Raw genomic sequence first — 21,434 nt, 5'->3', positions numbered from 1 at the left:
GTCCGAGGCGGGATGCCGATGATAGCCGCACAACTAACGCAGCATGCCCCAGCGCCGCACCGTCAGCCGCTCCACGGTGTTGAAGACCACCGTCTCCACCAGCAGGCCGATCAGTATCACCATGGCCAGGCCGGCAAAGACGCGGTCGGTGAGCAGCTCGTTGCGGTTCTGGAAGATGTACCAGCCCAGGCCGCCGCTGCCCGAGGAGGCGCCGAAGAAGAGCTCCGCCGCCACCAGGGTGCGCCAGGCAAAGGCCCAGGCGATGCGCAGGCCCGAGAGCACCGCCGGCAGGGCCGAGGGCACCAGGATCTGCCAGACGAAGCGCAGCCCGCGCAGGCCGTAGTTGCGGCCCGCCATGCGCAGGGTCTCGGGCACCGACTGAAAGCCGGCCAGGGTGTTGAGCGCCAGCGGCCACAGCACCGCATGCACCAGCACGAAGATCAGGCTCTTGGCGCCAAGGCCGAACCACAGCAGGGCCAGCGGCAGCAGCGCGATCGCGGGCAGCGGGTTGAACATGGCGGTGAGCGTGGCCAGCAGGTCGCGGCCCAGCCGGGTGGAGACGGCCAGCGCCGTGAGCGCCAGGCTCAGAGCCACGCCCATGGCATAACCCTGCAGCAGCAGGGCCAGCGAGATGCCGGCGCGCTGCAGCAACTCGCCGCTGCGCAGGCCCTGCGCAAAGGCCAGCGCCGTCTGGCCGAAACCGGGCAGCAGCAGGTCGTTGCCGGCCCAGCGCGCGCCCAGCTCCCACAGGCCCGCCAGCAGCGCCAGCATCAGGCCGCGCCGCAGCGCCGCCGCCTGCCACAGGCGCTGCGCCAGCGGCAGACGGTGCGCGCGGGTATGCGCCGGCAGGGGCGGCAGCTCGCGCACGAACTCGGCGCGCGGGGGTACAAAGGCAATCACGCTCATCGCTTGACTCCGCTGAACAGCAGCTGGTGGACGCGCTGGACCTGGGCCTGGAACTCGGGCGAGCCCTGGCTGTGCAGATCGAAGCGCTCGGCATCGAGCTCGGCGCGCACCCGGCCCGGGTGCGGCGAGAGCAGCAGCACGCGGTTGCCCAGCACCAGCGCCTCCTCGATCGAATGGGTAACGAAGACCAGCGTGAAGCGCTCCTGCGCCCACAGCTGCAGCAGCTCCTCCTGCATGCGCCGGCGTGTCAGCGCATCCAGCGCCGCAAAGGGCTCGTCCATCAGCAGCACGCGCGGGCCCATCGCCAGCGCGCGCGCAATCGCCACGCGCGCCTTCATGCCGCCGGAGAGCTGGTGCGGGTAGCGCTGGGCAAAGTCCGCCAGGCCCACCTTGGCCAGCCAGTGCCAGGCGCGCTCGCGCGCCTCGGCCTGGCTGGCGCGCCGGCTCGCCAGCAGGGGGAACATCACATTGGCCAGCACCGTCTTCCAGGGCGGCAGCTGGTCGAATTCCTGGAACACCGCGACGCGATCGGGGCCCGGGCCCTGCACCGCCCGGCCGTCCAGCAAGATCTGACCCTCGGCGGCGGGCAGAAAACCGCCGATCGCCTTGAGCAGGGACGATTTGCCGCAGCCCGAGGCGCCCAGCAGCACGTAGCGATCGCCCTCCAGCACGTCGAAGCTCAGCTCGTGGGTGGCGCGCTGCACCTGGCCCGCGCTGGCGTACTCGAGGCTCAGGCCGCGCACCTGCAGCAGCGGGCGGGCCGGCGCCGCATCCGGCGGTGACGCCAGCGGTGAAGCCGGCAGGAGCTCCTGCAGCAGCGCGTTCATCAGTTGGCCGCCGCGTTGTGCGCGTCGTCGAAGAAGTAGTCCTGCGCGCGGCCGGGGCGGGTCTTGATGGCGCCCACGCGGTGCATGAAGTCCGCCAGGGTGTAGGTGTTCTGCGGCGTGAGCTTGTACTGCACCTCGGGGTTCTTGATGATCTTGATCAGGAAGTCGCGCTCCAGCTTGGAGTTGTTGCTGCGGATGAAGATGTCGGCCGCCAGCTCGGGTTGCGTGCTGGCCAGGCGCGCCGCCTCGCCCAGGGCCGCAATGAAGGCGGCATAGGTCTTGGGGTTGTCGCGGCGGTACTTCTCGGTGGTGTAGAGCACGGTGGCCGAGGCCGGGCCGCCCAGCACCTCGTAGCTCTTCAGCACGATGTGCACCGCCGGGTTGCCGGCCAGGCCCTGCTCCTGGAAGGGCGGATTGCCGAAATGCGCATTGACCTCGGTGCCGCCCTTCACCAGGGCCGCGGTGGCCTCGGGATGCGGCAGCGCCACCTGCAGCTTGTCGAGCCGGTTGAACTGCGCATCGCCCCAGCGCTTGGCGCTGTCCAGCTGCAGGATGCGCGACTGCACCGACACGCCCACCGCCGGCAGCGCGATGCGGTCCTTGTCCGTGAAGTCGGCAATTGTCTTCACCGCCGGGTTGTTGCTGGTCAGGTAGTAGGGGAAGTTGCCCAGCGAGGCGATGCCGCGCACGTTCTGCTTGCCGGCCGTGCGGTCCCAGATGGTCAGCAGCGGACCCACGCCGGCGCCGGCGATGTCGATGCTGCCCGAGAGCAGGGCCTCGTTGACGGCGGCGCCGCCCGAGAGCTTGACGTTCTCGACCTTGATGTCCAGGCCCGCGGCCTTGCCGTGCTTCTCGATCAGCTTCTGGTCCTGCGCGATATTGAGCAGCAGGTAGACGATGCCGAACTGCTCGGCGATGCGCAGCTGACCCTCGGCATGTGCGGCCGTGCCGGCCAGGCTGAGCGCGAGTGCGGCGGAAATTAGGGTGTTGATTTTCATGGGGTGGCCAGCGTGTTCGGTCAGAAAGGCAGATCGCCTTCGATGGTGCTGCGGTTGAGGCGGCGGCGCTGGTGCTCGGGGCAGCCGGTGGCCAGGTGCAGCAGCGCGCGGTTGTCCCAGAACACCATGTCATTCGGCTGCCAGCGATGGCGGTAGACGAACTGCGGCCGGGTGCTGTGGGCGAACAGCTCGGCCAGCAGGGCGCGGCTCTCGCTCTCGGGCAGGCCGACGATGCGGGTGGTGAAGTGCTCGCTGACGAACAGCGCCTTGCGGCCCGTCTCGGGATGCTTGCGCACCACCGGGTGCACCACCGGCTGCACCTCGTCGATCTGCGCCTGCGTCAGCGCCGGCCGGAACGGGTTGCGCGCGCGCAGCTCCTCGTACTTGCAGAGGTAGCTGTGCTCGGCGCGCAGGCCGGCCACGGCCAGCTTCAAGGCCAGCGGCAGGGCCTCGTAGGCCAGGTGCTGGTTGGCGAACAAGGTGTCGCCGCCCTCGGCCGGCAGCTCGCGCGCATGCAGCATCGAACCCAGGCTGGGCCGCTCCTTGTAGGACAGGTCGGAATGCCAGAAATGCCCGGCGTCGCCCAGGCCGATGGGCTGGCCCGCCGCATCGCGCACGTTCGAGACCACCAGCAGCTCGGGATGCCCGGGCAGCTGGAACTGGCGCAGCACATGGATCTGCAGCGGGCCGAAGCGGCGGCTGAAGGCGATCTGCTGCGCCGGCGTGATGTGCTGCTCGCGGAACACCAGCACATGGTGCTCCAGGTGGGCGCGGTGCAGGCGGGCGAACGCGTGCTCGGGCAGGGGCTGGCTCAGGTCCAGGCCCAGCACCTCGGCGCCCAGCGGGGCGTCGAAGGCACGGATCTCGAAGCGGGTGGTGAACAGGCTTTGCATGCTTGCAGGCTAGCTGTTCGTTTTGGCACGGCCAAACACGGCTTTGGCAGATGCATATGCGCGGAATTCAGTTCCCCGCCTCAAGCCGCGGACCTAGCCTGCGCTGACCATTCAAGCAAGGAGTCCCCATCCATGAGTCGCGATCCATCCGCCTGGCGCTTTGAGACCCGTTCCGTGCACGCCGGCTACAGCCCCGACCCCGGCACCAAGTCGGTGGCCGTGCCCATCTACCAGACGGTGGCCTATGCCTTCGACAGCGCCCAGCACGCCGCCGATCTGTTCGACCTGAAGGCGCAGGGCCATATCTACACGCGCATCAACAACCCCACCACCAGCGTGCTGGAGGAGCGCCTGGCCGCGCTGGAAGGCGGCGTGGGCGCGCTGGCCCTGGCCTCGGGCCAGGCCGCCGTGACCTATGCGGTGCTCACCATCGCCGAGGCGGGCGACAACATCGTGGCCTCCAGTGCGCTCTACGGCGGCAGCTACAACCTGTTTGCCCACACCCTGCCGCAGTACGGCATCAGCACGCAGTTTGCCGACTACCGCCGCCCCGAGAGCTTCGAGGCCCTGATCAATGACAAGACCAAGGCGGTGTTCGTCGAGTCGCTCGGCAACCCGCAGGGCAATGTGACCGACATCGCGCGCATCGCCGAGATCGCGCACCGCCACGGCGTGCCGCTGATCGTCGACAACACCCTGCCCTCGCCCTACCTGAGCCGGCCGATCGAGCATGGCGCCGACATCGTGGTGCACTCGCTCACCAAATACCTGGGCGGCCATGGCAATGCGGTGGGCGGCGCCATCATCGACTCGGGCAAGTTCCCCTGGGCCGAGCACAAGCAGCGCTTCAAGCGCCTCAACGAACCCGACGTGAGCTACCACGGCGTGGTCTACACCGAGGCGGCCGGCCCGGCCGCCTACATCACGCGCGCCCGCGTGGTGCCGCTGCGCAATACCGGCGCGGCGCTCTCGCCATTCAACGCCTTCCTGATCCTGCAGGGCATCGAGACCCTGGCACTGCGGCTGGACCGCATCACCGACAACGCGCTGGCGATTGCCCGCCACCTGGAGCGTCATGCCAAGGTGGCCTGGGTCAACTACGCCGGGCTGGAGAGCCACCCCGACCACGCGCTGGCGCGCCGCTACCTGGGCGGCAAGGCCTCGGGGGTGCTGACCTTCGGGCTCAAGAGCACCGGCGGCCAGGCGGCCCGCGCCGCGGGCGCACGCTTCCTCGATGCGCTGCAGCTCTTCACGCGGCTGGTGAACATCGGCGATGTGAAGTCGCTCGCCACCCACCCGGCCTCCACCACGCACCGCCAGCTCGCGCCGGCCGAGCTGGACCAGGCGGGGGTGAGCGAGGAGACCGTACGGCTCTCGATAGGCATCGAGCACATCGCCGATCTGCTGGCCGATCTGGAGCAGGCGCTGGCCGCGGTCTGAGCGGCAGCCGGCGGTGGGCCGGCCTCGCTCAGCCCGCGCGGCGGCGCAGCGGCCACATCAGCAGCGCCCCCAGCAGCAGCACGCCCACGCCCACCACCGCGCCCGCCTTCACATAGACGAGGCTGGACCACAGCACATAGGCGCTGCTGGCCGCAAAGGCGAGCGGCAGCCAGGGATAGAGCGGCACCCTGAAGGGCCGCGGCGCATCCGGCTCGCGCCGCCGCAGCACCATCAGGGCCAGGGCGCTGAGCGTCATGAAGAACCAGTAGACCGGCGAAAGATAGTCCACCATGGTGGCAAAGCCGCCGCGCGTGAGCGTGCCGAAGCCCACCAGGGCCAGGGCCACGCCGCTGGTGGCCAGCACCGCCGCGGTGGGCGTGCCGCGTTGTTGGTTCCAGCGGCCCAGCTGCAATTCCGCCGCCAGGTCGCGCGCCGCCGCGTAGGTGGTGCGCGGGCCGGCGATCAGGATCGCGTTCATCACCGAGAGCGCCGTGAGCGTCACCGCGCCCACCATCAGCAGCTCGCCCGGCCGGCCGAAGCAGGCCCGCATCAGCTGCGCCGCCGGCGCCTCGCTGTGTGCCAGCCCATCCAGGCCCAGCACGCGCAGATAGGCCCAGTTGGCCAGCAGGTAGAGACCCATCACCAGGCCCAGGCCCAGCAGCAGCGCGCGCACGATGCCGCGCTGCGGATCGCGCATCTCGGCCGAGAGCGTGGCCGCGTCGCTCCAGCCGCCATAGGCCAGGAACACGAACACCAGGGCCATGCCCCAGTCCTGTCGCGCCGGGTCGGCCACCGCCAGCGGCGTGAGCGGCGCATGGCCGACCAGCACCTCGCTGCCCGCCCCCAGGCCCAGCGCCAGCAGGCCCGCCAGCACCACCAGCATCAGCCCCAACTGCGTGCCCAGGCCCACCTGCACGCCCAGCAGGTTGAGCCCGGTGAGCAGCACGATCAGCGCGGCCGCCAGCAGCGCGCTGGCGTACGGCCCCAGCCAGGGTGAAAGGTCCACCACCTGGGCCAGGTAGTCGCCGAACACAAAGGCCAGCAGCGCCATCGAGCCGGTGTGGATCACCGCAAAGCGCGACCAGGCGAACAGAAAGCCCAGCGAGTGGCCATAGGCGCGGCGCAGGAAGTGATAGTCGCCGCCCGGATCCGGAAACGCCGCCGCCAGCTCGGCAAAGCACAGCGCGCCGATGAAGGACAGCAGGCCGCCGAAGGCCCAGGCCAGGTAGAGCGCCTGGTCGCTCGCCAGCGCCTGCGCCACCATCGGCGAGGTCTTGAAGATCCCCGCCCCCACCACCATGCCCACGCACAGCGCCACGGCATGCCTCACGTCGAGGCGGCGCTCGGGCAGCAGCAGGGTCAAGTCTTGCGCAGGGGTGGAGGATGAAGAAGGCATCAAGCCGCGATGCTAAACGCAGGCGGGGCGAGGCGGGCGTGACGGGCCGGGGCGCAAGGTCAGCGCGCCGTGCAGGCGGCAAGGCCGCCAAGACCAGCGGCGGTGACATCGCCCTCCCCCACTGCGGGACGATTGACGTGCCAGGCCGCCGCGCCTCCAATCCCGGCCAGCCAACCCATTCATCTGGATAACGGCTCCGGCACGCGCATACCCTGAGACCGCAGTTGGCTTGAACGGCGAAACTTACTAGGTGCCAGATTTGGCAGTCTGATCATGCTGTACAAATTGACTGTCCATCACCAACGAGTCAAGGATGGGCGCGGCCTGCAGCGCGGCCGCATGTCCGATGTTAGGGAGACAGTTGCCGGTGTTATGCAGCAGAGCTGCGCCCTACAAACAAGTTAACCTTCAGAAGATATGGCAGCAACATCGCGTCCACGTTCAGCACTGTTCATCCACTCCCCTACTGGAAATGCTGTGGACCTTGTTGCTCGGGCCGCCGTCAAAGCGGGAGTTGCCATCGAGCAGCTGAGCGCACCTCACGCGGAATCAGTGCCTCTTGCCGCTGTAGTGTCTGCCGCACTTACTCGAGCTGCATTTGTGATCGCAGACCTTACCGAAGCCGGCCCGGCTCAAATGTTTGAGTACGGTCTGGCCACAGCGCAAGGAAAGCCAGTACTAGTTATTGGCCGAGGAATGAGAAGCCTGCCTCCAGCGGCGGCTGCGGCTCATATATTTCTTTCCTACGACGCTAGCGGCACGAACGACTCATTCATTAGCAGTCTCGCCGGCTGGATGCAAAGACTGCTGGCGGGCCCAAACAGCAAGGAAGCAAAGACGGTTCTGGCAGCCCACGAACGCCAGCACCGAGTCTTCATTAGCTACTCACATGTTGATCGCGACTACCTAGACCGACTCCTTGTTCACCTAAAACCGCTTGAACGCGACGGCAGACTTGATCTCTGGGTTGATACGCAGCTGCGCGCAGGTGACAAGTGGAAGAAAGCGATTGAAGTAGCGCTTTCTAGGTCAACTGCCGCCGTCCTCCTTGTCAGTGCGGACTTCATGGCATCTGATTTCATTGCCAATAATGAGCTCCCCCCTCTCTTGCGAAGTGCAGAAGAACGTGGCACCCGCATCATTCCGGTCCTAGTCAAGCCGAGTCGATTCACGCGGGATGTCAATCTCAAGCACTTTCAGGCCGCAAATGATCCAAAGCGCCCTCTTGTTCTTCTTCCACTTGGTGAACAGGAACTCATCCTCGACTCGGTCGCTGAAGAAATTGAGCGATGGATGGCTGCAGGCTAACAAGGCGCTCGAGCCGCCTCGCGTCGGCAGGCCGCCGCTCGCGGCCCAGCTTCAACGTTAGGTGGCTAATGAAACTTCGCCAGATTCCCATTAGCGCGGCGCAGCTTGCGGCAATTCCGGATCAGGAGAGAGCGCTTGCCGTTGTCCTTGGACACGCGATGAACGAGTTGAACGTTCTGATCAAGCTATTTGACCTAGCGTCCAACTTTGAAATGGAGCCGCGCGCCTTTGGGAACGCGCACGTATGTCAGGCCATGGTTCTTGCTCGTATCGTTACTGGAAAGCTTCACGAAACCTGGGCGACGTTGCAGAAGGGGTACTTTGGGTCCAGGCTTTCTCAAACGTACGACAGTCTTCTGGATGACGTAGGACTTGCTGGGCTATCGCATCTGAAGGCCTACTTCAGCCAAGCCAATGCTGTCTCGCTCACCCGAAACAACTTCGCATTTCACTTCTCGCTTGAACGGGCCGCTCATGGCGTACCTGGAGAAACTCCGACTGAAGATCTTTCCATCTACGTTGGTCCAAACAATGGTTGCTCTCTCTATCAGTTTGCTGAGTACACCATGGGCAACTCTTTGATCGATGCAATTGATCCAAGCGATGGTCCTGCAGCGTTCCAGAAGCTGATCGACGAAACCGGCAAAGCGGTTTCAGCATTCAATGCGTTCGCTCAGAGACTCTTGTACTCCATCCTTGAGCAGCATGGCGCTTTGCCAGAAGGTCCGGAATCCTTGATCACGATTGATATTGGGGTCGTGCCCAAGAAGTCCGATGTGCGCATCCCATACTTCTATGAATGAGGCCTGGGGAGCCTGCTGCTACGAGCCACCTAACCAGTCGCTCGAGCCGCCTCGCGTCGGCAGGCCGCCGCTCGCGGCTCAACGCAATCGCCCGGCCCCGTGAAGACCACAACTTTGAGAGTCTCATGTTTGATCACGTCGTATTTGGCGTCAGCGACTACGCGGCAGCTCGGGATTTCTTCATCAAGGCGCTCGAACCGCTGGGTGTAGCTGTTGTCTCGGAGGGGCCGCTCGGCGTCGAGCTTTGCCGCCCGAATAGTCAATCCTCTTTGTGCATTCGCCGAGTAGAGGAAAAGGCAACGCATCTCCATTTGGCCTTCACGGCCGAGAATCGCAAGCAGGTCCAAGATTTCTACCGCGCCGCTCTTGAGGCAGGAGGCATAGACAATGGTGCGCCTGGTCTTCGCCCGCAATACCACGCAAACTACTACGCGGCCTTCGTCACGGGCCCTGACGGGCACAACATCGAGGCGGTTTGCCATGAGCCCGAGGCCTAACCAATCGCTCGAGCCGACTCAAAGGAGATTGGCATGATCAACCAGGTTTTCCTGACCCTCCCTGTCGCCGACCTCCAGCGGTCCGTCGCGTTCTTCAAGGCGCTTGGCTTTGCCCACAACCCGCAGTTCAGCGACGACACGGCAGCATGCATGGTCATCAACGACACGCTGTCTGTCATGTTGGGCACGCATGCAAAGTTTCGCGAGTTCACACCCAAGGCCGTTTGCGACACCAGCCAGGCCGTCGAGGTACTGATCTCGCTCAGCTGCGACAGTCGCGAACGGGTGGATGAGCTGGTCTCGAAGGCGCTTGCTGCGGGCGGCACGACCTACGACAAGCCGGAGGACTTCGGGTTCATGTACACGCACAGCTTCCTGGACCTGGACGGACATGGGTGGGGCTTGCTGCACATGAGCGCACAGCCTGCGCCATAGCGATTTCGATTCCTCGCGCTAGGGCAAATGGTGGGCCGCCGCTCGTAGTTCAGCACAGCTTCAACCTCAGCCCCTACACGCGCCCTTGCGGTGACACCCAATCCTTGAGAATGGAGCGATATGGCCAAGTACCTCATCTCCTTCCCCAGCAAGGCCATGGTCGTTCCGGAAGGCGAGTTGGAAGCGGTTGGCCGCGCCGCGCGCGCCGTGATTGACGAGGCCAAGGCCGCCGGTGTCTACGTCTTCGCCGGCGGGATAGACGAGGCCGTGCCACCGGCGCTCGTCGCGGCGGATGGCAGGGTGGCCGCGGGTGGCTACCCCTGGGCGCCGACGCTGGACGGCGGGTTCACCGTGCTTGAACTGCTGTCGCGCGAGCAAGCCGTGGCGTGGGCCGCGCGCATTGCAAAGGCCTGCCGTTGCGATCAGGAGTTGCGCGTCTTCGGATTCGATCCGCGGTCATGAGGAACCGGGCTGCACGCGTGGGGCGGCTGGCCCTCTGCATTCAAACGTCGGTCGGCACCTAGCTCATTCACGATCCTATGAAAACTCAGTTCTATACGGCATCGAGCCTCGACGGCTTCATCGCAACCGAAGATGACTCGCTAGATTGGCTCTTCCCGCTCGGTGACATCAACGAGACGAGCTATCCGGCCTTCATCGCCGAGGTCGGCGCATTGGCGATGGGCTCCGCAACATACGAATGGATGCTGCGGCACGCGCAGACGGTCGCCGCCGAGACCGGTTCCGCCTGGCCGTACACCCAGCCCACATGGGTCTTCTCAAGCCGAACCCTGCCCTCGATCCCGGGGGCGACGCTGCACTTCGTGCGAGGCAACGTCAGACCGGTGCATTCGGCCATGCGCGCGGCTGCCGGAGACAAGAATATTTGGATCGTTGGCGGCGGAGATCTCGCTGGCCAGTTCCACGACGCCGGCCTGCTGGATGAAGTCATCGTTCAGATCGGGTCGGTCACCCTGGGCCAAGGCAAGCCGCTGTTCCCGCGTCGCCTTACCAGCCCGCCGCTACGGCTTGATTCGGTCAGGCAGATCGGCACGGGGTTCGCCGAGTTGCGCTATCTCGTCCCCAAGGGTCCGGCCGCAAGTGCCGCTTAGGCCCGCATCGCAAAGCCAAAGCGTCGATCGCGCCCGCCGCAGCCACTCCAAACCATCCCTCGGAGACCTCCATGCGCAAGCTCAAGATCATCGAACACATCTCGCTGGACAGCGTGATCCAGCATTCCGCGGATGACGGCGACGGTTTCCCCTACAGCGACTGGACCGCGCCCTACCGCTCCCCGGCGGGCCGGGATGTGATGCTGGCGGCCTATGGCCAGCGTTTCGATTTGCTGCTGGGCCGGCGCACCTACGACATCTGGTCGGGCTTCTGGCCCCAGGCGCCGAGCAGTCCGATGGCCGACGGCCTCAACGCGGCCACCAAATTCGTCGCCACCCATCGCCCGGAAAGCCTGGCCTGGGGCCCGTTCGAGGCCCTGGGGCCGGACATCGTGGATGGTGTGCGCCGCATCAAGGCCCAAGGCGGCCCGGACCTGATCGTCTCGGGCAGTGCCTCGCTGAGCTCGACGCTGCTGGAGCATGGGCTGGCGGACGAAGTCCTGCTGGCCGTCTACCCGGTGTTGCTGGGCCGGGGCAAGCGCCTCATGGCGGAGGGCAGCCCGGCGCGCAAGCTCGAACTGCTCGGCACCCAGGCATTCCCGTCCGGCATCGTGCTCACGAGCTACAAGGCCGCCGGGCCCTTGCAGGCCGGCTAGGCAGACCGTCGGTCGGTCAGATGGAAGGCGGGGAAGGCGGCAGGCGGCCCGGTCCGGCCGGAGCGGCCGCCTGCCTTGGGGCCTCTTCTTTGCCGAAACACGTATTTGCTTATTCCGGATAAGCAAATACCAAAACTGTCGTTCCGTGAATAAGCGGAGCTAGGCAAGCTGCGAAGCATCGTCAATCTCGACAGCTTGCCCGTAGCCATCATGTCCCTGCGCCCGAACCGCCGTACCACCCTGCTGTTGCTGCTCGCGGCCCTGGCCGCCGCGCCCTACACGCACGCTTGGGCCAGCGATGGTAGCAATGCCTTGTTGAACGTCTCCTACGACGTCTCGCGCGAGCTCTACAAGCAGGTCAATCCGGCCTTTGCCGCCGCCTGGAAGGCCAAGACCGGTCAGGCCCTGACGCTCAACCAGTCGCATGGCGGCTCCAGCAAGCAGATCGGGGCGGTGATCGGCGGCCTGGAGGCCGATGTGGTGACCATGAACCAGGCCACCGATGTCGACGCGCTGGCCGAGAAGGGCTACACCACGGCCGACTGGCGATCGCGCTTTCCCAACAATGCCGCGCCCTACAGCTCCACCATCCTGTTCCTGGTGCGCAAGGGCAACCCCAAGGGCATCAAGGACTGGGCCGACCTGGCCAGGCCCGGCGTGGGCGTGATCATCCCCAACCCCAAGGTCACCGGCAATGGCCGCTACAGCTATCTGGCGGCCTGGGGCAGCGTGATCGCCAAGGGCGGCAGCGAGGCCCAGGCCAAGGAACTGGTGGGCAAGATCTTCGCCAACGTGCCGGTGCTGGACGGCGGCGGCCGCGGCGCCACCACCACCTTCACGCAGCGCAGCATCGGCGACGTGCTGCTGACCTTCGAGAGCGAGGCCGAGCTGATCGAGAACGAGTTCGGCAAGGGCTTGTTCGAGGTGGTGAACCCGAGCGTGTCGATCGACGCCGAGGCCCCGGTGGCCATCGTCGACAAGGTGGTGGCCAAGAAGGGCACGGCCGCCGTGGCCAAGGCCTATCTGGACTTTCTCTACACGCCCGAGGCCCAGGAGCTGATCGCCCGCAACAACTTCCGCCCGCGCGACGCCGCCGTCTTCAAGCGCCATGCCCAGCGCTTCGCCGACATCAAGCTGTTCAGCGTCGACCAGCTGCTGGGCGGCTGGGCCAAGGTCAACAAGGTGCACTTTGCCGATGGCGGCACCTACGACCAGATTCAAGCGGCCATCAAGCGCTGAGCCTCCACCATGAGTTCCGCCGTACTGGACGCGCCCCTGGGCGCTCCCATCAAGACCCGCAGGCCGCGTCGCGTGCTGCCCGGTTTCGGGCCCACCATGGGCTTCACGCTGTTCTATCTCTCGCTGCTGGTGCTGATTCCGCTCTCGGCGGTGTTCATCAAATCGGCCGGCCATGGCCTGGACGCCTTCTGGGCCGCGGCCACGGCGCCGCGCGTGATCGCCTCCTACAAGCTCAGCTTCGGCGCCTCGCTGCTGGCCGCCTTCATCAACCTGCTGTTCGGGCTGATCCTGGCCTGGAGCCTGGTGCGCTATGAGTTCCCCGGCAAGAAGATCGTCGACGCCCTCATCGACCTGCCCTTCGCCCTGCCCACCGCGGTGGCCGGCATCGCCCTCACCGCGCTCTATGCCGGCAATGGCTGGCTGGGCCGGCTGCTGGAGCCCTGGGGCGTGAAGGTGGCGTTCACGCCGCTGGGCATCCTGGTGGCGCTGATCTTCATCGGCCTGCCCTTCATCGTGCGCACCGTGCAGCCGGTGCTGGAGGACATGGAGACCGAGCTGGAAGAGGCCGCGGCCTCGCTGGGTGCGCACCGCTGGCAGACCTTCCGCCTGGTGGTGCTGCCCACCCTCACGCCGGCCCTGCTGACCGGTTTTGCGCTGGCCTTTGCGCGCGCGGTGGGCGAATACGGCTCGGTGATCTTCATCGCCGGCAACCTGCCGATGGTGAGCGAGATCACGCCGCTGATGATCATCTCCAAGCTGGAGCAATACGACTACGTGGGGGCCACCGCGATTGCCGCGGTGATGCTGGTGTTCAGCTTCGCGCTGCTGCTGCTCATCAATGGCCTGCAGGCCTGGAGTTCGCGCCGCAATGGCGAGGGAGCGCGCAAATGAGCGGCGCCGCATCTGCCTTTTCCCTGGGCGTGCCGCAAGCCGGCAGCGGCGGCCGGTACCAGCGCAACCCCGCCACGCGCGAGGCGCCCTGGGTGCGCTTCACCCTGCTGACCCTGGGCCTGGCCTTCTTCGCGCTCTTCCTCGTCATGCCCCTGGTGGCGGTGTTCCACGAGGCGCTGCGCAAGGGCTGGGAGCTCTACTTCGCCTCGCTGGTGGAGGCCGATGCGGTCTCGGCCATCAAGCTGACCCTGATCGCCGCCCTGGTCTCGGTGCCGCTGAATCTGGTGTTCGGCGTGAGCGCGGCCTGGGCGATTGCCAAGCACGACTTCCGCGGCAAGCAGCTGCTCATCACCCTGATCGACCTGCCGTTCTCGGTCTCGCCGGTGGTGGCGGGCCTGGTCTATGTGCTGCTGTTCGGCGCCCAGGGCTGGTTCGGCCCCTGGCTGCAGGCGCATGACCTGAAGATCATCTTCGCCGTGCCCGGCATCGTGCTGGCCACCGTGTTCGTGACCTTCCCCTTCGTGGCGCGCGAGCTGATCCCGCTGATGCAGGCCCAGGGCCGCGACGAGGAAGAGGCCGCCACCGTGCTGGGCGCCAGCGGCTGGAAGACCTTCTGGCTGGTGACCCTGCCCAATGTGAAGTGGGGCCTGCTCTATGGCGTGATCCTGTGCAATGCGCGCGCCATGGGCGAGTTCGGCGCGGTCTCGGTGGTCTCGGGCCATATCCGCGGCCAGACCAACACCCTGCCCCTGCATGTGGAGATCCTCTACAACGAGTACCAGTTCGCCGCCGCCTTCGCGGTGGCCTCGCTGCTGGCCCTGCTGGCCCTGGTGACCCTCGTTCTCAAGCAGTTCGTCGAGTGGAACGCCCACCGCACCCTGAAAGAAGCAACGCCATGAGTATTCAGGTCAGAAACATCCACAAGTCCTTCGGCGCCTTCACCGCGCTGGGCGACGTGAGCCTCGACTTTCCCACCGGCGAGCTGGTGGCCCTGCTGGGCCCCTCGGGCTGCGGCAAGACCACGCTGTTGCGCATCATCGCCGGCCTGGAGACGGCCGACCGGGGTCAGGTCTTGCTGGAGGGCGAGGACGCCAGCGACACCCATGTACGCGAACGCCAGGTTGGCTTCGTGTTCCAGCATTACGCGCTGTTCCGCCACATGACGGTGTTCGACAACGTCGCCTTCGGCCTGCGCGTGAAGCCGCGCAAGCAGCGCCCCAGCGAGAGCGAGATCAAGCGCAAGGTGCACGAGCTCTTGAGCCTGGTGCAGCTGGACTGGCTGGCCGACCGCTACCCGCCCCAGCTCAGCGGCGGCCAGCGCCAGCGCATCGCCCTGGCGCGCGCGCTGGCGGTGGAGCCGCGCGTGCTGCTGCTGGACGAGCCCTTCGGCGCGCTCGACGCCAAGGTGCGCAAGGAGCTGCGCCGCTGGCTGCGCCGCCTGCACGACGACCTGCACATCACCAGCATCTTCGTCACCCACGACCAGGAGGAAGCGCTGGAGGTGGCCGACCGCGTGGTGCTGATGGACCATGGCAAGGTCGAGCAGGTGGGCACGCCGCAGGAGGTCTATGAAAAGCCCGCCACGCCCTTCGTCTACGGCTTCCTGGGCGCGGTGAACCGCTTCGAGGGCCAGGCCGAGCGCGGCGTGATCCATATCGGCGAGCACCGCCTGCCGCATGGCTCGCCAACATCGGGCGCCGGCCATGTGCAAGCCTATGCGCGCCCGCACGAGCTGACCATCCTCACCGCCGCCGACGCCCAGGGCCTGGCCGCCACGGTGGAGCGCGTGCTGAGCTTCGGCGCCGCCGCGCGCGTGGAGCTCACCGGCCCCAACGGCCAGCACCTGGAGGCCGAGCTGAGCCGCGAGCAGGCCCTGGCCCTGAATCTGCAGAGTGGCCAGCGCGTGCACCTCAACGCCTCGCGCCTTTCCCTGTTTGAAGCAGCATGAACTTCCAGCAACTGCGCATCATCCGCGAGGCGGTCCAGCAGAACTTCAACCTCACCGAGGTGGCGGCCGCGCTGTTCACCTCGCAGAGCGGGGTCAGCAAGCACATCAAGGACCTGGAGGACGAGCTGGGCGTGGAGCTGTTCGTGCGCCGCGGCAAGCGCCTGCTGGGGCTCACCGCGCCGGGCAAGGAGCTCGCCATCATCGTCGAACGCATGCTGCTGGACGCCAAGAACATCAAGCGCCTGGCCGACCAGTTCGCCGATGCCGAGGCCGGCCAGCTCACCGTGGCCACCACCCACACCCAGGCGCGCTACGCCCTGCCCCAGGTGGTGGCGCGCTTCAAGGCCGCCTTTCCCAAGGTGCACCTGGTGCTGCTGCAGGCCAACCCGGCCGAGATCGTCTCGCTCCTGCAATCCGGCGAGGCCGATATCGGCATCGCCACCGAGGCGCTCGACCAGGACCCCGGCTTCGTCACCTTCCCCTTCTACGGCTGGCACCACAGCGTGGTGCTGCCCGAGGGTCATGCCTTGACCCAGGCGCCGCTGACGCTGGAGGCCCTGGCCGAGCAGCCGCTCATCACCTACCACGAGGGTTACACGGGCCGCGCGCGCATCGATGCAGCCTTTGCCAAGGCCGGCCTGGCGCCCGATATCGTGATGTCGGCGCTGGATGCCGACGTCATCAAGACCTATGTGCAGGTGGGCCTGGGCGTGGGCATCATCGCCAGCATGGCCTTCGAGCCGCAGCGCGACCAGGGCCTCACCCTGCTCGATGCCTCGCAGCTCTTCCCCGCCAACACCACCCGCCTGGCGCTCAAGCGCGGCCATTACCTGCGCGGCTATGCCTACCGTTTTTTGCAGGAATGCGTGGCCGAGCTGAACGAGGAGACGGTGCGCGCCGCGCTGGAGGTCTGAGCCTTGGTCAGTGCGGCGCGTTGCGCAGGCGCTCGGCCAAAAAGGCATCCATGCGGGCACCGTAAAAGCGACGCGCCTGCGGCGTCATCCAGGCCTCGAAACTCCGCTGCGTCTGCGTCAGCGCCTCACGGCGACCCAGGATGCGCTCCACCTTGGCGATCACCGCCCGGCCCCAGTCATTGCGCGGACAGGCCACGCCCGACATCAGCATCTCGCTGGCCCCCTGGATAGGCGCCGTCTCCAGCTTCTGCAGTAGCGGCAATTGCTCGCGCTGCGCGGCCAGCACAAAGTCGTACTCGATGGTGTAGTCGCCGCGCCCCAGGGCCACCATCTGCAGCAACTTGGTGCCGAACTGCACCGGCGCATACAGGGCTACCGACGGTGGCGGGCGCTGCGCCAATTGCGCGTCCAGCGCCGCACCATAGCTGCGTCCATCGATCAAGACCCCCTGCAGCTGCGCCGACTGCAATACCTGATTCAGCCCGACCTCGCCCTGCGCATTGCGGGGCAGGCGAGCCATCACCTCGGGCAGGGCCACCAGCTGCGCGGGCGGCACCAGATGGGTGATGTAGAAGAAGGCCCGGGCCTCGCGCTCGGGCGTGCGCAGCGAGACCAGATGGCAGGCCGGCTCACCGGCGTCGATCATCAGCCAGCTGCGCTTGGCATTGGCCAGCACGGTGACATGCTCGGCCGGCTCGGGCCAATGCTTTTTCAGCTCGTCCAGCATGGGCTCGGCCATGCCCCTGCGCGCCGGCAACTTGGCCGCGTTGCTCTCGGCCAGCGCGAACTCGGGCATCAGCCAGGTGATGCGCTGCTCGGCCTGCGCGGCCGGGGCCAGGCCAGCCAGCAGGGCCAGAGCGGTTGCGAGCGCCTTGATGAGCATGCGCCGAGCATAGCGCGCCGGCCATGGCTCAGCGGCCGCTCAAGGCCGGCTCAGCCGCAGCACCTCGCCCACGCGCGCCTTGGCCACATCCTCGGCGTGGAAGGGCAGGCTGGGCCATTGCTTCGCCTCGAACAGGCGCAGCTGGTCGAAGGCATGGGGCGAGGCCGGATCGGTGGACTGGCCGTAGGTGAGGATGGCCTGCGCCACCGGGCCGCGCGCGTCGAAGCCCACGGTCTGGATATAGCTGGAGCCGTAGTCGATGCGCAGGCCCTGGGCGCCGATGCCGGGCGCGAACTGGTTGCCCAGGTTGTTCAGCACACCCTCGTAGTCCTCGCCGCCATGCAGGCCGATGGCGGCATCGGTGATGAGCGGCCGCTGCACCTGGGCCAAGGGCGCGTCCAGCGCAAAGCCGGCGCCGCGCACCGCCTTCACCGCCTGGGCCAGCGCCTCCCACAGCTTGGCGGCCACGGCGGCATCGTCCAGCCTCAGGCCCGCGGGCGTAGCCACCGGCTGGGCGGGGTCGAAGGGCAGGCGGTGCACGCCGGGGATGGCGCGCGCGTTGCGCCAGAACTCGCGGAACAGATGGGCGCCGCGCGAGCCCAGATCGCTGCGGCGGTCCCAGCCCTGCAGGGCCGCGCAACCGTCGCGCGCCTCGGCACTGGCGGGCGGCTGGCCGGCGCAGGCGGCCAGCAGATCGGGCAGCACCACGCCGGCCATGAAGTTGCGGTTCTCGAACAGCTGGCCCTGCACCGCTTGCGCGGTGAGCTTGCCGCGCGCCAGCAGCGCGGGGATCTCGCTCAGGCCGGCACGGGTGCGCGCACGCGTCAGGCTGGCATCGCCCACCAGCGGCGAGATGCCGCTCCAGCGCTGCTGCGGGTGGGTGTAGAAGAAGCTGTCGTTGCTGTTGTGCACCCAGTCGCTGCGCACCGCCATGGGCATGCGCGCCACCGGCATCAGGCCGGGCTGGGGCGAGGCCGGGTCGCGCTGCCAGTCGCAGTCGCTGCGCGAGCCGTCCAGCACCACCAGGCCGGCGGCCGGCAGCAGCGCGGCCGCCGCCTTGCCGGGCGCGCAGCGCTGCAGCTGGGCCGCGTCCACGTCCGGCACCACGCTGGCATCGGCGTAGAGGGCCTGGCCATGGCGGTCCACCGCCAGGGTGTTGACCCAGGGCGTGCCCAGGTTCTTCAGCGCCTGCTGGATGTCCTGCACGCTGCGCGCGCGGCCGAAGCCCATCGCCGCCTCGGTGCCGCGCACATTGCCCAGGTTGGCATCCTTGAGCGCGTAGGCGGTCTTGGCGGTCCACAGCAGGCCGGCGCGCGGCAGCACCAGCACCGGGCCCCAACGCGTCGACCAGACGCTTTGCTTGCGCGTCTGCAGGCTGCCGTCGGCGGCGCGCACCTGGATCTGCAGCTCGCGCTGCGTCATCGCCACCGGCTGGCCGTCGAGCAGGTAGCGCGTCGGCTCGCCGGGCACCAGGCTCAGCTCGTGCAGGGTGAAGCGCTTGCCGGTCGAGACCGTGTGCGACCAGGCCACGTCCTTGTTGAAGCCTATCGTGACGGCCGGGAAGTTGCCGATCGCCACCCCCATCACGTCCAGCTCGCCGGGGATGGTGAGGTGGGCCTGCCAGAAGCGGTTCACGCCGGCCCAGGGGAAGTGCGGGTTGCCCAGCAGCAGGCCGCGGCCGTCGGCGGTGACCTCCTTGCCGAAGGCCCAGGCATTCGAGCCCAGCGGCGCATCCAGCAGGCCCAGCTCGCGCAGCGCCGCGCCAGCATCGGCCAGGTCCAGCGCCGGCGGCGCGGCTGCCTGGGCCGGCGCGGGCGGCTTGGCGGCCAGCAGGGCATCGGCCAGGGCGGCGGTGGCGGCCTGCACCGCGGTGAGCTCGGCCTGGCGGCGGTAGTCGGCCAGCGTCATCGGCTGCACCCAGGGCTGGCCCTGGCAGGCCGCCGGCAGGCGGCCGGCGTGGTCGGCCAGGTAGCGGTTGTAGCCCGCCACCGCGCCGCGCGCCAACGCCTGGGTCTCGGCGCCGGCACCCTGCCAATGGCGCGCCAGCGCGGCATCGTCCATGTGCGCGGCGATGAAGAAATCGATCTGCTCATTGGGCAGCATGCGCCGCGCCAGCAGGCCCGGCGTGGCGGCACCGAAATAACGCGCACGTTCGCCGCGCACCGTCACCAGTTGGTTGGCGGTCATGCAGACATTGTCCTGGGCATAGGCATAGGCCATGCCATAGGCCAGGGTCTCGGCATCGGGCGCGCTGATGTGCGCGACGCCGTTGGCGGTGCGCTGCAGCGTGGCGCTGGCCGCGCCGCCCTCGCCCGGCGCATGGGCGCAGGCCACCAGGGTGAGTGCCAGGATGGCGGCCAGGGTGACGGTCTGTTGGCGATGCAGGGTCATGGGCGTGCTCGTGGTGGCGGGTGCTGCGAATGTAGGCACAGCGGGCAGGGCTTGGGAAGGGGGATTCCGCCAAGCCGGCCGGGCGCGCCTGCCCGCGGGCCTCGGCAGGGCCATATGCGCGCGGCGCATGTGCAGCTGCCAATCGCTTCCTTCCGCACCGGCGCGGGCGCTCCTAAGCTTCGCTCCATCGTCAAGGAGGCCCGCGCCATGAGCATCACCGCCATCAACGTCCGCAACCAGTTCCGCGGCATCGTGCAGGAAATCATCGAGGGACCGGTGGTCTCGGAGGTGGACGTGCTGACGCCCTCGGGCCTGGTCGTCACCTCGGTCATCACCACCCGCTCGCTGAAGGAGCTGCAGCTGGCACCGGGCCGGGCCGTGGTGGCCCTGGTCAAGTCCACCGAGGTGGCGCTGGCCACGCTGTGAGGGCTGCAGCATGGCCTACCAGACCCCACGCCTGCTGATCATTCCCGGCCTGCACGACAGCGGCCGCGCGCATTGGCAAAGCTGGCTGCAGGCGCAGTACCGCGACGCACGGCGCGTGCAGCAGCGCGACTACGCCACGCCCGATCTGCCGCGCTGGGCCGAGCGCATCCAGCGCACGCTGGAGCAGGCCGGCCCGGGCGAATGGATCGCGGTGGCGCACAGCTTCGGCTGCCTGGCGCTGGCGCGCCATCTGCTGGAACAGCCCGATTCGCCGATCCGCCAAGCGCTGCTGGTGGCGCCGGCCGAGCCCAACAAGTTCGGCATCACCGACCTGCTGCCGCAACGCCGCCTGGCCATTCCCAGCACCCTGATCGCGAGCCAGAACGACCCCTGGATGAGCGCCGCCAACGCGCAGCGCTGGGCCGGGCGCTGGGGCAGCAGCTTCAGCAACCTGGGCCCGGTGGGGCATATCAATGCCGAGTCGGGCTTCGGCCCCTTCCCGCTCGCCAAGCGCTGGGTGGAGGCCGCCAGGGCACGCGCGGCGCGCGAACAGCGCGCCAGGCACGCCGGCTTCAGCGAATGGTCGTTCGCGGTCTGAGCCGCGCCGGCGCGGCCCTCAGTGGCCGAGGTGCAGGGGCTTGAAGCCGGGGTGGGCGAAGTGGCTGCCGTAGGCGTTCACGGCCTGGGCGGTCTTGAGCAGGCCCTGCTCGGGGTGAAGCTTGCCAGGCTTGCCGGCCATCGCATCGCTGCCCTCGCCGAGTTCGGCGATCACCAGATGCAGCATCGCGTCGGCGCGCGGCGCGAGCTTGCACTGGGCCACGATGGCGCCCACCTGCGTCTCGACCTGCGTGGCCAGCTCGCGGTAGCCCGCCTGGTCCAGCTTGCCGGCATGGGCGGCGGCGAGCTGCGCCGCGACCAGGCCGCGGATGCGTGACATGCCTTCGCGCAGCGGCGCATCGGTGGCCCATTTGCGGCCCTGGTCCAGGCTCAGCTTGTGCGGCGCGGTCGCCGCCTCATGGCTGTGCGCGGCCGGCTGGGCCAGCGCCGGGGCGGCCGACACGCCGGCCATCAGGGCCAGCGCCAGCGCAACGGGCAGAAACCTTGTGTGCGGCGTCATCTGCGGCACCTCCTCAAGACACGCTGAAATCGATCACGATGGCGCCCGGCGCGCGCTGCTGGTAGGCCACGCTGACGCGGCTGCCGTAGCGCTGCGCGATCTGCGCCAGCAGCGGCAGCGGGTCGTGGTCGTTGGCGAAGCGCATGGTCTCGCCGGGCTGCAGTGCATCCAGCGCACCGAAGATGGCGGCATGCCGGAAACGCTTGGCCACGCCGCGGGCGTCGAAGGGGTAGATGGCGTCGGGGGACAGGTGTTGATGGGACATGATGACTCCTGAGGGTTGAGGTCGATGGGGAGAGGCCTGGGGCTCAGGCCGGGGGCGGCCTGCGCCGCCGCAGGGTGATGGGTTGGGGG

The 21,434-nt window shown here is 67.8% G+C and carries 24 protein-coding genes; 15 read left to right on the top strand and 9 right to left on the bottom strand.

Going from position 1 to position 21,434, the window contains the following annotated elements:
• Positions 1–33 precede the first annotated feature (33 nt).
• Genes AC3WQY_RS12115 through AC3WQY_RS12100 form a run of 4 tightly spaced genes read right to left on the bottom strand, consistent with a single transcriptional unit; the run spans position 34 to position 3,624 of the window.
• Positions 34–906, bottom strand: coding sequence for an ABC transporter permease (locus AC3WQY_RS12115; protein ID WP_492708657.1), 873 nt, complete (start codon positions 904–906; stop codon positions 34–36).
• Positions 903–1,733, bottom strand: a complete 831-nt coding sequence (locus AC3WQY_RS12110; protein ID WP_492708655.1) for an ABC transporter ATP-binding protein — start codon at positions 1,731–1,733, stop codon at positions 903–905. Before AC3WQY_RS12110 ends, AC3WQY_RS12115 begins: the two co-directional genes overlap by 4 nt.
• Positions 1,733–2,731: an ABC transporter substrate-binding protein gene (locus AC3WQY_RS12105; protein WP_492708653.1), complete on the bottom strand. Its 999-nt coding sequence runs from the start codon at positions 2,729–2,731 to the stop codon at positions 1,733–1,735. The genes AC3WQY_RS12110 and AC3WQY_RS12105 overlap by 1 nt, the downstream gene beginning before the upstream one ends.
• Before the next feature lie 20 nt (positions 2,732–2,751).
• Positions 2,752–3,624, bottom strand: a complete 873-nt coding sequence (locus AC3WQY_RS12100; protein WP_492708652.1) for a TauD/TfdA dioxygenase family protein — start codon at positions 3,622–3,624, stop codon at positions 2,752–2,754.
• Between the two features lie 132 nt (positions 3,625–3,756).
• Between AC3WQY_RS12100 and AC3WQY_RS12095 the strand changes: the two genes are divergently transcribed.
• Positions 3,757–5,064 (top strand): O-acetylhomoserine aminocarboxypropyltransferase/cysteine synthase family protein, encoded by a 1,308-nt coding sequence (locus AC3WQY_RS12095; protein ID WP_492708650.1) that lies wholly within the window; start codon positions 3,757–3,759, stop codon positions 5,062–5,064.
• A 28-nt stretch (positions 5,065–5,092) separates the two neighbouring features.
• On the opposite strand, the gene AC3WQY_RS12090 is transcribed toward AC3WQY_RS12095, so the two are convergent.
• The gene (locus AC3WQY_RS12090) at positions 5,093–6,460 is read right to left on the bottom strand and encodes an APC family permease (RefSeq protein WP_492708648.1); all 1,368 of its coding nucleotides are present in this window, start codon (positions 6,458–6,460) and stop codon (positions 5,093–5,095) included.
• Between the two features lie 600 nt (positions 6,461–7,060).
• Between AC3WQY_RS12090 and AC3WQY_RS12085 the strand changes: the two genes are divergently transcribed.
• The 12 genes from AC3WQY_RS12085 (at position 7,061) to AC3WQY_RS12030 (ending at position 16,263) form a co-directional block, all read left to right on the top strand.
• The gene (locus AC3WQY_RS12085) at positions 7,061–7,768 is read left to right on the top strand and encodes a toll/interleukin-1 receptor domain-containing protein (protein ID WP_492708646.1); all 708 of its coding nucleotides are present in this window, start codon (positions 7,061–7,063) and stop codon (positions 7,766–7,768) included.
• Between the two features lie 68 nt (positions 7,769–7,836).
• Complete coding sequence (locus AC3WQY_RS12080; protein ID WP_492708644.1) at positions 7,837–8,571, top strand: hypothetical protein; 735 nt, start codon at positions 7,837–7,839, stop codon at positions 8,569–8,571.
• 125 nt (positions 8,572–8,696) lie between these two features.
• Complete coding sequence (locus AC3WQY_RS12075) at positions 8,697–9,068, top strand: VOC family protein (RefSeq protein WP_492708642.1); 372 nt, start codon at positions 8,697–8,699, stop codon at positions 9,066–9,068.
• Positions 9,069–9,101: 33 nt separating this feature from the next.
• Positions 9,102–9,503 (top strand): VOC family protein, encoded by a 402-nt coding sequence (locus AC3WQY_RS12070; RefSeq protein WP_285233214.1) that lies wholly within the window; start codon positions 9,102–9,104, stop codon positions 9,501–9,503.
• Positions 9,504–9,623: 120 nt separating this feature from the next.
• Positions 9,624–9,965 (top strand): YciI family protein, encoded by a 342-nt coding sequence (locus AC3WQY_RS12065; RefSeq protein ID WP_285233215.1) that lies wholly within the window; start codon positions 9,624–9,626, stop codon positions 9,963–9,965.
• 77 nt (positions 9,966–10,042) lie between these two features.
• Entirely contained in the window at positions 10,043–10,615 is a 573-nt protein-coding gene (locus tag AC3WQY_RS12060) for a dihydrofolate reductase family protein (RefSeq protein ID WP_285233216.1), read from the top strand.
• Between the two features lie 71 nt (positions 10,616–10,686).
• Positions 10,687–11,271, top strand: coding sequence for a dihydrofolate reductase family protein (locus AC3WQY_RS12055; RefSeq protein ID WP_492708639.1), 585 nt, complete (start codon positions 10,687–10,689; stop codon positions 11,269–11,271).
• A 210-nt stretch (positions 11,272–11,481) separates the two neighbouring features.
• A complete protein-coding gene (locus AC3WQY_RS12050) occupies positions 11,482–12,510 on the top strand; it encodes a sulfate ABC transporter substrate-binding protein (RefSeq protein WP_492708637.1) in 1,029 nt (342 codons plus the stop codon).
• 9 nt (positions 12,511–12,519) lie between these two features.
• Positions 12,520–13,401 (top strand): sulfate ABC transporter permease subunit CysT, encoded by an 882-nt coding sequence (gene cysT / locus AC3WQY_RS12045; protein WP_285233219.1) that lies wholly within the window; start codon positions 12,520–12,522, stop codon positions 13,399–13,401.
• A complete protein-coding gene (gene cysW, locus AC3WQY_RS12040; protein ID WP_492708635.1) occupies positions 13,398–14,300 on the top strand; it encodes a sulfate ABC transporter permease subunit CysW in 903 nt (300 codons plus the stop codon). The genes cysT and cysW overlap by 4 nt, the downstream gene beginning before the upstream one ends.
• A complete protein-coding gene (locus AC3WQY_RS12035) occupies positions 14,297–15,349 on the top strand; it encodes a sulfate/molybdate ABC transporter ATP-binding protein (protein ID WP_492708633.1) in 1,053 nt (350 codons plus the stop codon). Before cysW ends, AC3WQY_RS12035 begins: the two co-directional genes overlap by 4 nt.
• A complete protein-coding gene (locus AC3WQY_RS12030) occupies positions 15,346–16,263 on the top strand; it encodes a CysB family HTH-type transcriptional regulator (RefSeq protein ID WP_492708631.1) in 918 nt (305 codons plus the stop codon). The genes AC3WQY_RS12035 and AC3WQY_RS12030 overlap by 4 nt, the downstream gene beginning before the upstream one ends.
• Positions 16,264–16,270: 7 nt before the next feature.
• Here the strand turns inward: AC3WQY_RS12030 and AC3WQY_RS12025 are convergent, their stop codons facing one another.
• Together AC3WQY_RS12025 and AC3WQY_RS12020 are read right to left on the bottom strand one after the other, a co-directional pair.
• Entirely contained in the window at positions 16,271–17,146 is an 876-nt protein-coding gene (locus AC3WQY_RS12025; protein WP_492708629.1) for a TIGR02285 family protein, read from the bottom strand.
• Positions 17,147–17,185: 39 nt separating this feature from the next.
• Positions 17,186–19,537: a penicillin acylase family protein gene (locus AC3WQY_RS12020; RefSeq protein WP_492708627.1), complete on the bottom strand. Its 2,352-nt coding sequence runs from the start codon at positions 19,535–19,537 to the stop codon at positions 17,186–17,188.
• Positions 19,538–19,744: 207 nt separating this feature from the next.
• On the opposite strand from AC3WQY_RS12020, the gene AC3WQY_RS12015 reads away from it, so the two are divergent.
• Entirely contained in the window at positions 19,745–19,963 is a 219-nt protein-coding gene (locus tag AC3WQY_RS12015) for a TOBE domain-containing protein (protein WP_285233225.1), read from the top strand.
• A gap of 10 nt (positions 19,964–19,973) precedes the next feature.
• A complete protein-coding gene (locus AC3WQY_RS12010; protein WP_492708626.1) occupies positions 19,974–20,561 on the top strand; it encodes an RBBP9/YdeN family alpha/beta hydrolase in 588 nt (195 codons plus the stop codon).
• Between the two features lie 18 nt (positions 20,562–20,579).
• Here the strand turns inward: AC3WQY_RS12010 and AC3WQY_RS12005 are convergent, their stop codons facing one another.
• Positions 20,580–21,080 carry a hypothetical protein gene (locus AC3WQY_RS12005; protein WP_492708624.1) on the bottom strand — a complete coding sequence of 167 codons (501 nt, stop codon included), beginning with the start codon at positions 21,078–21,080 and terminating at the stop codon, positions 20,580–20,582.
• 13 nt (positions 21,081–21,093) lie between these two features.
• Complete coding sequence (locus tag AC3WQY_RS12000) at positions 21,094–21,345, bottom strand: DUF2249 domain-containing protein (RefSeq protein ID WP_492708622.1); 252 nt, start codon at positions 21,343–21,345, stop codon at positions 21,094–21,096.
• Positions 21,346–21,434: the final 89 nt, after the last annotated feature.

It is taken from the genome of Roseateles sp. FW301-B2 (genome assembly GCF_058788955.1).
Note: the sequence above shows the minus strand (reverse complement) of the source record. Positions and strands in the feature narration are given on the sequence as shown.